13 protein-coding genes and 5 tRNA genes are annotated in these 12,377 nt (G+C 69.3%); 3 read left to right on the top strand and 15 right to left on the bottom strand.

Annotated elements, in window-relative coordinates:
• Positions 1 to 7: 7 nt before the first annotated feature.
• From ABT063_RS09165 to ABT063_RS09155, 3 genes are all read right to left on the bottom strand, one after another.
• On the bottom strand, positions 8 to 1,165 hold the full coding sequence (locus tag ABT063_RS09165) for a D-alanine--D-alanine ligase family protein (RefSeq protein ID WP_351056565.1): 1,158 nt from the start codon (positions 1,163 to 1,165) through the stop codon (positions 8 to 10).
• A 70-nt stretch (positions 1,166 to 1,235) separates the two neighbouring features.
• Complete coding sequence (locus ABT063_RS09160) at positions 1,236 to 2,246, bottom strand: NAD(P)H-dependent glycerol-3-phosphate dehydrogenase (RefSeq protein WP_351056564.1); 1,011 nt, start codon at positions 2,244 to 2,246, stop codon at positions 1,236 to 1,238.
• Complete coding sequence (locus ABT063_RS09155) at positions 2,243 to 3,013, bottom strand: lysophospholipid acyltransferase family protein (RefSeq protein WP_351056563.1); 771 nt, start codon at positions 3,011 to 3,013, stop codon at positions 2,243 to 2,245. The genes ABT063_RS09160 and ABT063_RS09155 overlap by 4 nt, the downstream gene beginning before the upstream one ends.
• A gap of 154 nt (positions 3,014 to 3,167) precedes the next feature.
• On the opposite strand from ABT063_RS09155, the gene cofC reads away from it, so the two are divergent.
• A complete protein-coding gene (cofC, locus tag ABT063_RS09150; RefSeq protein WP_351056562.1) occupies positions 3,168 to 3,806 on the top strand; it encodes a 2-phospho-L-lactate guanylyltransferase in 639 nt (212 codons plus the stop codon).
• Positions 3,807 to 3,815: 9 nt separating this feature from the next.
• Positions 3,816 to 4,019, top strand: coding sequence for a hypothetical protein (locus ABT063_RS09145; RefSeq protein WP_351056561.1), 204 nt, complete (start codon positions 3,816 to 3,818; stop codon positions 4,017 to 4,019).
• A gap of 83 nt (positions 4,020 to 4,102) precedes the next feature.
• Here the strand turns inward: ABT063_RS09145 and ABT063_RS09140 are convergent, their stop codons facing one another.
• The 4 genes from ABT063_RS09140 to leuC form a co-directional block, all read right to left on the bottom strand.
• The gene (locus ABT063_RS09140) at positions 4,103 to 4,735 is read right to left on the bottom strand and encodes an HU family DNA-binding protein (protein WP_351056560.1); all 633 of its coding nucleotides are present in this window, start codon (positions 4,733 to 4,735) and stop codon (positions 4,103 to 4,105) included.
• Positions 4,736 to 4,871: 136 nt separating this feature from the next.
• Positions 4,872 to 5,102, bottom strand: a complete 231-nt coding sequence (locus ABT063_RS09135) for an SCO5555 family protein (RefSeq protein WP_351056558.1) — start codon at positions 5,100 to 5,102, stop codon at positions 4,872 to 4,874.
• Between the two features lie 265 nt (positions 5,103 to 5,367).
• The gene (gene leuD / locus ABT063_RS09130) at positions 5,368 to 5,961 is read right to left on the bottom strand and encodes a 3-isopropylmalate dehydratase small subunit (protein ID WP_351056557.1); all 594 of its coding nucleotides are present in this window, start codon (positions 5,959 to 5,961) and stop codon (positions 5,368 to 5,370) included.
• Positions 5,962 to 5,967: 6 nt separating this feature from the next.
• Positions 5,968 to 7,398: a 3-isopropylmalate dehydratase large subunit gene (gene leuC / locus ABT063_RS09125; protein ID WP_351056556.1), complete on the bottom strand. Its 1,431-nt coding sequence runs from the start codon at positions 7,396 to 7,398 to the stop codon at positions 5,968 to 5,970.
• 191 nt (positions 7,399 to 7,589) lie between these two features.
• Here leuC and ndgR point away from each other — a divergent pair, with 191 nt between their 5' ends.
• On the top strand, positions 7,590 to 8,306 hold the full coding sequence (gene ndgR, locus ABT063_RS09120; protein ID WP_031485194.1) for an IclR family transcriptional regulator NdgR: 717 nt from the start codon (positions 7,590 to 7,592) through the stop codon (positions 8,304 to 8,306).
• 303 nt (positions 8,307 to 8,609) lie between these two features.
• Here ndgR and ABT063_RS09115 read toward each other — a convergent pair.
• The 8 genes from ABT063_RS09115 to ABT063_RS09080 form a co-directional block, all read right to left on the bottom strand.
• Positions 8,610 to 8,682: transfer RNA gene (locus ABT063_RS09115), tRNA-Glu, on the bottom strand.
• 28 nt (positions 8,683 to 8,710) lie between these two features.
• Positions 8,711 to 8,782: transfer RNA gene (locus ABT063_RS09110), tRNA-Gln, on the bottom strand.
• 20 nt (positions 8,783 to 8,802) lie between these two features.
• Positions 8,803 to 8,875 (bottom strand) — tRNA-Glu (locus ABT063_RS09105).
• A gap of 28 nt (positions 8,876 to 8,903) precedes the next feature.
• Positions 8,904 to 8,976, bottom strand: a tRNA-Glu gene (locus ABT063_RS09100).
• Between the two features lie 22 nt (positions 8,977 to 8,998).
• Positions 8,999 to 9,070: transfer RNA gene (locus ABT063_RS09095), tRNA-Gln, on the bottom strand.
• 91 nt (positions 9,071 to 9,161) lie between these two features.
• Positions 9,162 to 9,893, bottom strand: a complete 732-nt coding sequence (locus ABT063_RS09090) for an HAD family hydrolase (RefSeq protein ID WP_351056554.1) — start codon at positions 9,891 to 9,893, stop codon at positions 9,162 to 9,164.
• 160 nt (positions 9,894 to 10,053) lie between these two features.
• Positions 10,054 to 11,538, bottom strand: a complete 1,485-nt coding sequence (gene gltX, locus ABT063_RS09085; protein WP_351056553.1) for a glutamate--tRNA ligase — start codon at positions 11,536 to 11,538, stop codon at positions 10,054 to 10,056.
• The gene (locus tag ABT063_RS09080) at positions 11,522 to 12,298 is read right to left on the bottom strand and encodes a fumarylacetoacetate hydrolase family protein (RefSeq protein ID WP_351056552.1); all 777 of its coding nucleotides are present in this window, start codon (positions 12,296 to 12,298) and stop codon (positions 11,522 to 11,524) included. Before ABT063_RS09080 ends, gltX begins: the two co-directional genes overlap by 17 nt.
• Between the last annotated feature and the right edge of the window lie 79 nt (positions 12,299 to 12,377).

The raw sequence follows: 12,377 nt of genomic DNA, 5'->3' as shown, positions 1-12,377 counted from the left end.
GCCCGGGTCAGCGCAGGCCCGTCGACCTGCGCAGCGCCGCCTGCACCAGCCTGTCCACCAGCTCCGGATAGCTGACCCCGCTCGCCTGCCACATCTGCGGGTACATCGAGATCGGTGTCATGCCGGGCATGGTGTTGATCTCGTTGATCACGAACTCGCCGTCCTCGGTGAGGAAGAAGTCCGCGCGGACCAGGCCCTCGCAGGACGCGGCCTCGAAGGCCTCCACCGCGAACCGCCGCACCTCGGCGGTCTGCTCGTCGGTCAGCGGGGCGGGCACGACACCGGGTGTGGAGTCGATGTACTTCGCCTCGAAGTCGTAGTACGCGTGCGCGTCCGCCGACGGGATCTCCGAGGGCACGCTCGCACGGGGCCCGTCCTCGAACTCCAGCACCCCGCACTCGATCTCGCGGCCGCGCAGCGCCGCCTCGACGAGGATCTTCGGGTCGTGCCGCCGCGCCTCGGCGATCGCCTCGTCGAGCCCCGCCAGGTCGTCGACCTTGGTGATGCCGATCGACGAGCCCGCGCGCGCGGGCTTCACGAACAGCGGCCAGCCGTGCTCGCCGGCGAAGTCGACGATCTTCTTGCGGGCGGCCGGCTCGTCGCGCTCCCACTCACGCGGCCGGATCACCACGTACGGACCGATCCTGAGCCCGAAGGAGGTGAACACCCGCTTCATGTACTCCTTGTCCTGGCCGACGGCCGAGGCGAGCACGCCCGAACCGACGTACGGCACACCGGACAGCTCCAGGAGGCCCTGGAGGGTGCCGTCCTCGCCGTACGGGCCGTGCAGGACGGGGAAGACCACGTCGACCTCGCCGAGCGCCTTGGGCACCGATCCAGGCTCGCTGTAGACGACTTCGCGGTTGCCGGGGTCGACGGGAAGCACCACGCCGCCCTCGCTGGACTCGGCGAGCTGATCGACGCTGGGCGTACGGCGGTCGGTGATCGCCATGCGTTCCGGTTCGTCGGCGGTGAGCGCCCAGCGGCCGTCCTGGGTGATGCCGATCGGCAGGACGTCGTACTTCGTCCGGTCGATGGCCTTGAGGACGGCGCCGGCGGTGACCACGGAGATCCCGTGTTCGGAGCTGCGCCCGCCGAACACGACGGCCACGCGCGGCTTGCGAGGCGGCTGCTCAGGGCTCTGGGGGAGGTTCTCGGTGCTCATATCGCGTTGAGAGTACCCGCTGGTATCCGATTGGTCAGCGACCACTTGGCGGCCACTTGGTTGCCGTAGCTCAGCGTCGTTCCGGCTTCGCGCTGCGCGACATCAGCTCCTTGAGAGCCACCACCGGGGGCTTGCCCTCATGGACGATTCCCACGACCGTCTCCGTGATCGGCATGTCGACGCCGTGCCGGCGGGCCAGATCCAGCACGGACTCACAGGACTTGACGCCCTCGGCGGTCTGCTTGGTGACCGCGATGGTCTCCTGGAGGGTCATACCCTTGCCGAGGTTGGTGCCGAAGGTGTGGTTGCGGGACAGCGGCGAGGAGCAGGTCGCCACCAGGTCGCCCAGGCCCGCGAGTCCGGAGAAGGTGAGCGGGTCGGCGCCCATGGCGAGCCCGAGCCGGGTGGTCTCGGCCAGTCCGCGGGTGATCAAGGACCCCTTGGCGTTGTCGCCGAGTCCCATGCCGTCCGCGATGCCGACCGCGAGGCCGATGACGTTCTTGACGGCGCCGCCCAGTTCGCAGCCCACCACGTCCGTGTTGGTGTACGGCCGGAAGTACGGGGTGTGGCAGGCGGCCTGGAGCCGCTGGGCGACGGCCTCGTCGGTGCAGGCGACCACGGCGGCGGCCGGCATCCGCGCGGCGATCTCACGGGCCAGGTTGGGCCCGGTGACCACGGCGATGCGGTTCTGCCCCACCTTGGCGACGTCCTCGATGACCTCGCTCATCCGCATGGCGGAACCGAGTTCGACGCCCTTCATGAGCGAGACGAGGATCGTGTTCGGCGCGAGCAGCGGTGCCCACTCGGCGAGGTTGGCGCGCAGCGTCTGCGACGGGACGGACAGGACCGTCAAGTCGGCGCCGGCCGCGGCCTCGGCCGCGTCCGTGGTGGCCCGCATGTGCTCCGGCAGTTCGACACCGGGAAAGTAGTCGGGGTTCGTACGGGTGGAGTTGATCGCTTCCGCGACCTCCGCCCGGCGTGCCCACAGGGTGACCTCGCACCCCGCGTCGGCGAGCACCATGCCGAACGCCGTGCCCCACGAACCGGCGCTGAAGACCGCCGCCTTGACCGGCTTGCTCACGTGCCCTGCCCTTCTGCCTGCTTGCCCTTGCTCTGCGCCCGCGTCCGGCACCGCTGCTCGATCCGCTCCCGGCGCGGGTCGTAGGGCGCCCTGGGCGCCTTCTCGCCGCGGATCTGCTCCAGCTGGCGGGTGATGGCGGCCATGATGACCTCCGTCGCCTCCTTCAGCAGCTCCGGGGTCATCTCCTTGTCGTAGAAGCGCGTGAGGTCCACCGGTGGGCCCGCGAGCACGTGGTGGGTCTTGCGCGGAAGGAGGTTGGGCTTCCTGGCGTACGGCGGCAGCAGTTCGTTGGCGCCCCACTGGGCGACCGGGATCACCGGGCACTTGGTCTGCAGGGCGACCCGGGCGGCACCGGTCTTGCCGGTCATGGGCCAGCCGTTCGGGTCGCGGGTGAGGGTGCCCTCGGGGTAGAAGGCGACGCACTCGCCGCGCTCCACGGCGACGATCGCGGCCCGGAAGGCGCTGAGCGCGTCGGTGCTCTCGCGATAGACGGGGATCTGTCCGGTGCCGCGCATCGCGGCGGCCACGAATCCCTTCTTGAAAAGGCCGCTCTTCGCCAGGAATCGCGGAACACGACCGGTGTTGTACTGAAAGTGCGCGTACGCGAAGGGATCGATGTGCGAATTGTGGTTCACCGCGGTGATAAATCCGCCATCGGCCGGAATATGCTCCATTCCGCGCCAGTCCCGCTTGATCAGAACCACCAGCGGCGGTTTGCAGATCACCGCTGCGAAGCGGTACCAGAAGCCGATTCTGCGGCGGGGCACGCGGACACCTTCCTCTAGGGCCTGGGGGCCGCACAAGTGTCGCCCCAGGCCGCCGGTCTGTCGAGAACACCGTACGCCCCGAGCCTGCGGCCGCCAGATGGCCCTGGTGACGGCTGAGTGACAATGGCCGCGACAAGAGAGGGACGGATCGCTCGTGCAGTGGACCTTGGTCATACCCCTGAAGCCCCTGGCGCGGGCCAAGAGCAGGCTCTCGGACACCGCCGCCGACGGGCTGCGCCCGGGCCTGGCCCTCGCGTTCGCCCAGGACACCGTGGCGGCCGCGCTGGCCTGCCCGGCGGTGAAGGATGTGGCAGTCGTCACGGACGACGCCCTGGCCGGCCGGGAACTGGGCTCGCTGGGCGCCCGGATCGTCGCCGACGAGCCGAGCGGCGGCCTCAACGCGGCCCTGGCGCACGCGGCAGCCGTCGTCCGCGCAGCCCGCCCCGAAAGCGCAGTGGCGGCCCTGAACGCCGATCTTCCGGCATTGCGTCCCCTGGAATTGGCCCGGGTCCTGGACGCGGCCGCGGAATTTCCCCGCGCCTTTCTGCCGGATGCCGCCGCAATGGGCACCACTCTGCTGGCCGCCCGGGAGGACCAGGAATTGCGGCCGGCGTTCGGCACGGATTCCCGGGCCCGCCATCGCGCCTCGGGGGCCGTGGAACTCGTCCTCGACGCGGTGGATTCCGTACGACAGGACGTGGACACCGGTGACGACCTGCGGGCCGCGCTGGCGCTGGGGGTGGGTCCACGGACGGCCGCTCAGGCCGCGCGGCTGCTGATATCCGGGCAGTAGGCTGCAGTCATGCAGGCGACCGCATACACGTACGACGCCGAGACGCGCAGCGGCAGCGTGCTGCTCGACGACGGCACCCCCGTTCCCTTCGACGCCGCCGCGTTCGACGCGGGCGGGCTGCGGCTGCTGCGGCCCGGGCAGCGGGTGCGGATCGAGGTGGAGGGCGCCAAGGACAGCACCCGGATCACCCTCGTGACGCTGCAGACGCTCTGAACGCCCGCTCCGAACCCCCGTAGACGCGCCGCGGGCCGGGCTCCCTGGGGAGTCCGGCCCGGCGCGTGAGTGCCCCTGTGCTCCTACCTGGTGCGGGAGGTGGCCTTCTTCGCGGTGGTCTTGCGGCCCGTCGACTTCTTGGCGGGGGCCTTCTTCGCCGGGGCCTTCTTGGCCGTCGCCTTCTTGGCGGTGGTCTTCTTCGCCGCGGTGGTCTTCTTGGCGGCCGCCGTGGTCTTCTTGGCGGTCGTCTTCTTCGCGGCGGCCTTCTTGGCGGCGGCCGTGGTCCGCTTCGCCGGCGCCGCCTTCTTCGCCGTGGTCCGCTTCGCGGCCGCCTTGGTGGTCTTCTTGGCGGCGGCCTTCTTGACCGTCGGTGCCGCGGCACCGGTCAGGCTGCCCTTCGGCGCCTTCTTGACCGCGACTTCGCCACCGCGCGGGAGCTTCTTCGAGCCGCTCACCAGGTCCTTGAAACCCTGGCCCGCGCGGAAGCGCGGTACGGAGGTCTTCTTGACCCGGACCCGCTCGCCCGTCTGTGGGTTACGGGCGTACCGAGCCGGGCGGTCGACCTTCTCGAACGAACCGAAGCCGGTGACCGAGACCCGCTCACCCGCGACCACCGCGCGGACGATGGCGTCCAGTACGTGGTCGACAGCATCGGCGGCCTGCTGGCGGCCGCCCATCTTGTCGGCAATCGCTTCTACGAGCTGCGCCTTGTTCACGTCTTCCCCTTCGGAGACATCGCCAGAACGAAAGTGTTCAAGCTTTTTCGCACGTTAGGCAGATATATACCGCAAATCAAACACGAAACGGGCTTATCACCCGTGCGCCGCAACGAACTCGACTGTCCTGAACTGTTCAGCGTTCCTCTTCGGGGAATCGACCCGCGTCGAGGTCCGCCACGAACCGCTCCAGACGCCTTGCCGCTTCGGCAAGATCGTGTTTGGCCGCGGCCGTAATGACCAGCAGCTTCCGGGTCAGCGCCATCCGTACGCCCTCCGGGACTTGCAGTGCGCGCACTCTTGCGTGCGCTTCCTTGAGTTGGTCCGCGACTGCCGCATAGAGCTCGAGTTGGCCGTCGTGTTCCATGCACAGATTGTGCCATCTGGGGCGAGTTGTCGCCTGCTCAGGGGGCAACTGCCGCCTCAAACGGCCTCCCGGGCCCACGCGGAAGCCACGGCTACACAGCTCGCGTACCCCGACAACAGCCCTCGTAACGTGGGAAGTTGAGATGACGCGTCGAGGCAGGCAGGGCCGTTCGGGTGCAGACACGGCAGTACCCCCGATCGGGCTGATCGGGGGTACTGAGGGATCTTCCGATGGCTGAAACTCGACGCGTTCCGGCCCTGACGTGTCAGGCCTGAAGCGTCCGCGGCTTGTACGACGGCCGCTTGGCCTCGTACGCGGCGATGTCGGCCTCGTTCTGGAGGGTGATGGAGATGTCGTCGAGGCCGTTCAGCAGCCGCCAACGGGCGTTCTCGTCGAGCTCGAAGGCGGCCGTGATGCCCTCGGCGCGCACCTCACGAGCCTCAAGGTCAACAGTGACCTCGGCCTGCGCATCCTTCTCGGTGAGCTCCCACAGCGCATCCACGGTCTTCTGCTCCACGATCACCGTGAGCAGGCCGTTCTTGAGCGAGTTGCCGCGGAAGATGTCCGCGAAGCGAGAGGAGATGACGGCCTTGAAGCCGAAGTTCTGCAGCGCCCAGACGGCGTGCTCACGGGAGGAGCCGGTGCCGAAGTCGGGGCCGGCGACCAGGACGGTCGCGCCCTTGCGCTCGGGCTGGTTGAGGATGAACGACGGGTCCTTGCGCCAGGCCTCGAACAGCCCGTCCTCGAACCCGTCCCGGGTCACCTTCTTGAGCCAGTGAGCAGGGATGATCTGGTCGGTGTCGACGTTGGAGCGGCGCAGCGGGACGACCCGGCCGGTGTGCGTGGTGAATGCTTCCATGACTGATCAGACTCCAGCGGGCGTACGGGTCTCGGCGTCGGACAGATCGGCCGGGGAGGCCAGGTGGCCCAGCACCGCCGTAGCGGCCGCGACCTGCGGCGACACCAGGTGCGTACGACCGCCCTTGCCCTGCCGGCCCTCGAAGTTGCGGTTGGACGTGGACGCGGAGCGCTCACCGGGGGCCAGCTGGTCGGGGTTCATGCCCAGACACATCGAGCAGCCCGCGTGCCGCCACTCGGCGCCGGCCTCCTTGAAGACGACGTCCAGCCCCTCGGAAACGGCCTGCAGACCCACACGCGCGGAGCCCGGGACGACCAGCATCCGTACGCCGTCGGCGACTTTGCGGTCCTTCATGATCTCCGCGGCGGCGCGCAGGTCCTCGATACGGCCGTTGGTGCACGAGCCTACGAAGACGGTGTCCACCTTGATGGAGCGCAGCGGCTGCCCGGCCTCCAACCCCATGTATTCCAGGGCCTTTTCGGCGGCCAGGCGCTCCGAAGCGTCTTCGTACGAAGCAGGGTCGGGGACGTGGGCCGAAAGCGGGGCGCCCTGGCCCGGGTTGGTACCCCAGGTGACGAACGGCGACAGTTCGGCGGCCTCGATGACGACCTCGGCGTCGAACTCGGCGTCCTCGTCCGTCTTCAGCGTCTTCCAGTACGCGACGGCGGCGTCCCAGTCCGCGCCCTTGGGTGCGTGCGGGCGACCCTCGAGGTACGCGAAGGTGGTCTCGTCGGGGGCGATCATGCCCGCGCGGGCGCCGGCCTCGATCGACATGTTGCAGATGGTCATCCGGGCTTCCATCGAGAGCTTCTCGATGGCGGAGCCGCGGTACTCCAGGACGTATCCCTGGCCGCCACCCGTACCGATCTTGGCGATGATCGCCAGGATCAGGTCCTTGGCGGTGACGCTGTCGGGCAGTTCGCCGTTGACCGTGATGGCCATGGTCTTCGGGCGGGCCATGGGCAGCGTCTGGGTGGCCAGCACGTGCTCGACCTGGGAGGTGCCGATGCCGAAGGCCAGACCGCCGAAGGCGCCGTGCGTGGACGTGTGCGAGTCGCCGCAGACGACCGTCATGCCCGGCTGCGTCAGACCCAGCTGCGGGCCGACGACGTGCACGACGCCCTGCTCGACGTCACCGAGGGGGTGCAGGCGCACACCGAACTCGGCGCAGTTCTTGCGCAGCGTCTCCAGCTGGACGCGGGAGACCGGGTCCGCGATCGGCTTGTCGATGTCCAGGGTCGGGGTGTTGTGGTCCTCGGTGGCGATGGTCAGGTCGAGCCGGCGCACCCGGCGACCGCTCTTGCGGAGGCCGTCGAAGGCCTGCGGGCTGGTCACCTCGTGCAGCAGGTGCAGATCGATGAAGAGGAGGTCGGGCTCGCCCTCGGCGCGCCGGACGACGTGGTCGTCCCAGACCTTCTCCGCGAGTGTCCTACCCATCGCTTTCCCTCCGGCCGGCAAGTGGTGCGCCGGCCCAACTAGAGATCTTGAGGTGGCGGGGCCGCCCGCGCCCCTGTGTCCGGGCATCCGCCGCCGGGCCCCTGAAATGCGGGCCGCTGTGTCTTCCAGAGTGGCGTGTTCCACCGAAAATTGAACTTGCGTTTCACAGAGTGAGACGCGAGTATCGTTGCATGGACAACAGTAGCGGCGTCGGCGTTCTGGACAAGGCAGCCCTTGTCCTGAGCGCTCTGGAGTCCGGTCCGGCCACCCTCGCGGGTCTGGTCTCGGCCACCGGACTGGCACGACCCACGGCCCACCGGCTGGCCGTGGCTCTGGAACACCACCGCATGGTGGCGCGCGACATGCAGGGCCGTTTCATTCTCGGCCCCCGCCTGGCGGAACTGGCCGCGGCCGCGGGTGAGGACCGTCTCCTCGCCACCGCCGGCCCGGTACTCACCCACCTCCGTGACGTCACGGGCGAGAGCGCGCAGCTCTACCGCCGCCAGGGCGACATGCGCATCTGCGTCGCCGCGGCGGAGCGCCTGTCCGGCCTGCGGGACACGGTCCCGGTCGGCTCGACGCTCACGATGAAGGCCGGCTCCTCGGCCCAGATCCTGATGGCCTGGGAGGAGCCGGAGCGCCTGCACCGCGGCCTCCAGGGCGCCCGCTTCACGGCCACGGCGCTCTCCGGCGTACGACGCCGGGGCTGGGCCCAGTCCATCGGCGAGCGCGAGCCGGGTGTCGCGTCCGTCTCCGCGCCCGTGCGCGGCCCCTCCAACCGCGTGGTGGCCGCCGTCTCGGTCTCCGGCCCCATCGAGCGCCTGACGCGCCACCCGGGCCGCATGCACGCCCAGGCGGTCATCGACGCCGCCGCCCGCCTCTCCGAGGCCCTGCGCCGCACCGGCTGACCAGCGTCCGGCGACCGGGAAGAGGACCCGCCTCAACGCCGCGGCAGGCCCTGTCCCCGACGTCCGCCCCGCTCACCTCACCTTGAGTCGATCGGCCGCACCGTCGCCGCGCCGGGCGACCGGCACGGCCCCGGTGGCCCGGCCCAGGCCGAAATGGGGCATGTTCACGTGGTGGAGCGCTACAGCGGCTCCCCGGATGAGCAGGTAGGCGGCCGTGGCGCAGGTTCGGCAGGAAGTGAGGCCGGGAAGCCAGGCCGGACACGCCAATGGGCCCCCACCGAAGTGGAGGCCCATCGATCTGCGTACCCCCGACCGGATTCGAACCGGCGCTACCGCCTTGAGAGGGCGGCGTGCTAGGCCGCTACACAACGGGGGCCTGGACACTGCGTTTCCGCAGGTCCGAGCTGGTCTACCTGGACTCGAACCAAGACTAACTGAACCAGAATCAGTCGTGCTGCCAATTACACCATAGACCAATGTGGTTTAGACCAGTCAGTACCCCCGACCGGATTCGAACCGGCGCTACCGCCTTGAGAGGGCGGCGTGCTAGGCCGCTACACAACGGGGGCCCTAGCGATCCCAGAAGACCGAGATCCGTACCCCCGACCGGATTCGAACCGGCGCTACTGCCTTGAGAGGGCAGCGTGCTAGGCCGCTACACAACGGGGGCTTTTGCAGATGAGCTCTGCGAGCTGGCCTACCTGGACTCGAACCAAGACTAACTGAACCAGAATCAGTCGTGCTGCCAATTACACCATAGGCCACTGGAACGCAAGCCCCTGAGGGGATCTTGTTCTAGTTCGCTCCTCCGGGTTCCGGCCTTTCGGCCCGCTCCCCGGCGGCGCAGGAAGAACATTACCCGAAGGTGGACGGGGCTCCAAAACGACTATCCGTGCCGAGCAGCGCGGGGAGTTCGACGAGGGAGGCGATCCGGCGGGGGCCGGCGGGTGCGTCGGCGCCGGTGTACACGCCCTCGCGGTTGATCCACACCGACAGCAGCCCGGCGTCGGCGGCGCCCCGTCCGTCGATCTCTGGATGGTCGCCTACGTACGCCACTTGGTGCGGCGCGAGCTCCAGGGCGTCGCATGCCGCGTGGAAGGCACCCGCCTCCGGTTTGGACATGCCGAGCTCCGCCGCACACAGGACGGCCTCGAAGCGGTCGTGCACGCCGAGCACCCGCAGCTTGCGGTCCTGAACGTGAATGCTGGAGTTGGACAGCACGGCGTGTCGGTGGCTCGCGGCGAGGGCGTCCAAGACCGGCAGGACGTCCGGGAAGAGGGCCCAGGCGGTCTCGTAGTGCGCGATGTACCGCTCGAACCACGCGTCGGCCTCGGTGTCGCTCAGCTGCTCGCCCAGGAAGACCCGTACGCGATCGCGCCGCTGCCCCTCGAAGCTCACCTCCCCCGCCGCGAACCGCGCCCACTGGACATCGGTGACCTGCCGCCAGCGCAGGAGGGCCTGCTCCGGAGTCTCATGTCCGGTGAGCAGGCCCTCGGCCGCCAGGTGACCGCGCATGCCCTCGCGGTCCGCGGACGTGTAGTCGAAGAGGGTGTCGTCGACGTCCCAGACCACGGCTCGGATGCTCATGAGCCGACGGTAACCTGCGGCGCATGATCACGTAGGCCGGAACGGCCGGGCCCAGATGGACAAGGCCCTGCTCCACTTGATCGACGAGGCCGGCGCCTGACCAACGCCGAAGGGGCGGCCCCCGGTGCTCCGGTTGCCGCCCCTGACACGCGCGCGTGCGTTACGCCGCCGGCCTCGCCAGCGCCGCGTCGATCCGGGCCAGCGTCTTCTCCTTGCCCAGGACCTCCAGGGACTCGAAGAGGGGCAGGCCGACCGTGCGGCCGGTGACGGCGACGCGGACCGGGGCCTGGGCCTTGCCGAGCTTGAGGCCGTGGGTCTCGCCGGCGGCCAGGACGGCCTCCTTCAGGGAGTCCGGGGACGTCCAGTCCGCCGACTCCAGCTTCTCGCGGGCCGTGCGGAGGAGGGCGTCGGAGCCCTCCTTCATGGCCTTCGTCCAGGACGGCTCGTCGAAGACCGGCTCCGCAAGGAACAGGAAGTCGACGTTGTCCGTGATCTCGGAGAGGACCTTGAGGCGGGTCTGCGCGTGCGGGGCGATCGCCTGCCACTTCACCTCGTCGAAGGCCTCCGGGGCCCACGGCGCGAACGGGGCCTGGAGCCACGGGCGGCAGCGCTCCGTGAAGTCCTTCACGTCCAGCAGGCGGATGTGGTCGCCGTTGATCGCCTCGCACTTCTTCAGGTCGAAGCGGGCCGGGTTGGGGTTCACGTCCGCGATGTCGAAGGCCGCGACCATCTCGTCCATCGTGAAGATGTCCTGGTCGGCCGAGAGCGACCAGCCGAGGAGAGAGAGGTAGTTGAGGAGCCCCTCGGGGAGGAAGCCGCGCTCGCGGTAGAGGTTCAGCGACGACTGCGGGTCCCGCTTCGAGAGCTTCTTGTTGCCCTCGCCCATCACGTACGGCAGGTGCCCGAAGGACGGGATCTGCTTCGCGACACCCAGCTCCATCAGCGCCTTGTACAGCGCGATCTGACGGGGCGTCGAGGAGAGCAGGTCCTCGCCGCGCAGGACGTGGGTGATCTCCATCAGGGCGTCGTCGACCGGGTTGACGAGGGTGTAGAGGGGCGCGCCGTTCGCGCGGACGATGCCGTAGTCCGGGACGTTCTCCGGCGTGAACGTCAGCTCGCCGCGGACCAGGTCCGTGAAGGTGATCGTCTCGTCGGGCATGCGGAAGCGGACGATCGGGGTGCGGCCCTGGGCCTGGTACTCCGCGACCTGCTGAGCGGTCAGGTCACGGCAGTGGCCGTCGTAGCCGGAGGGCCGGCCGGCGGCGCGGGCGGCCTCGCGGCGGGTGTCCAGCTCCTCCTGGGAGCAGTAGCAGTAGTAGGCGTGACCGCCCTCGATCAGCTTCTGCGCGACGTCCGCGTACAGGTCCATGCGCTGCGACTGGCGGTACGGCGCGTGGGGGCCGCCGACCTCGGGGCCCTCGTCCCAGTCGAAGCCGAGCCAGCGCATCGAGTCGAGCAGCTGCTCGTAGGACTCCTCGGAGTCGCGGGCCGCGTCGGTGTCCTCGATGCGGAAGACCAGAGTGCCCTCGTGGTGCCGGGCGAACGCCCAGTTGAACAGGGCGGTGCGGACCAGGCCCACGTGGGGGTTACCGGTGGGCGACGGGCAGAAACGTACGCGGACGGGTGCGCTAGCCACGCTTGACAACCTTGTTGGTGAGAGTGCCGATGCCTTCGATGGTGACGGCGACCTCGTCGCCGACGGTGAGGGGCCCGACGCCTGCCGGGGTGCCCGTGAGGATCACGTCGCCGGGGAGCAGCGTCATGGCCTCGGAGATGTTCACGATCAGATCCTCGATCGGATGGATCATCTCGCTGGTGCGGCCGAGCTGGCGCTGCCCGCCGTTGACCGTGAGCTGGATCGTCAGGTCGGACGGGTCCAGGTCCGTCTCCACCCACGGGCCCAGCGGGCAGGAGGTGTCGAAGCCCTTGGCCCGCGCCCACTGCTTCTCCCGCTTCTGGACGTCGCGGGCGGTGATGTCGTTGGCGCAGGTGTAGCCGAGGATGACGTCCTTGACGCGCTCGCGCGGGACCTCGCGGCACATACGGCCGATGACGACGGCCAGTTCGGCCTCGTGGTGCAGGTCCTCGGAGAAGGAGGGGTACTGGATCTCGTCGCCGGGGCCGATCACCGAGGTGGACGGCTTGAAGAAGGCGAACAGGGTGTCGGGCACCTCGTTGCCGAGTTCCTTCGCGTGTTCGGCGTAGTTGCGGCCGAAGGCCACGACCTTGTTGGGGAGCACCGGCGGCAGCAGTCGTACCTTGCTCAGCGGGACCTTGGTACCGGAGAGCTCGAAGTCCGCGAACGGGATGCCCTTGATGATGTCGAGGACGAGTTCGTCCGGCCTGTCACCCTCGACCGCGCCGAAGGCGACGTTCCCGTCGATGGAGAATCTGGCGATGCGCACGGGATCCTTGCGCCCCTCACTGAGCTGGCTGGAGTCTGACGCTCCAGGCTAGCGCGGCAAGTGGCGGGCGCCGCGCGCA

Origin of the sequence: Streptomyces sp. NPDC002838, assembly GCF_040295365.1 — a bacterium.
GTDB lineage: Bacteria > Actinomycetota > Actinomycetes > Streptomycetales > Streptomycetaceae > Streptomyces.
This window is presented reverse-complemented; position numbering and strand designations above follow the sequence as displayed.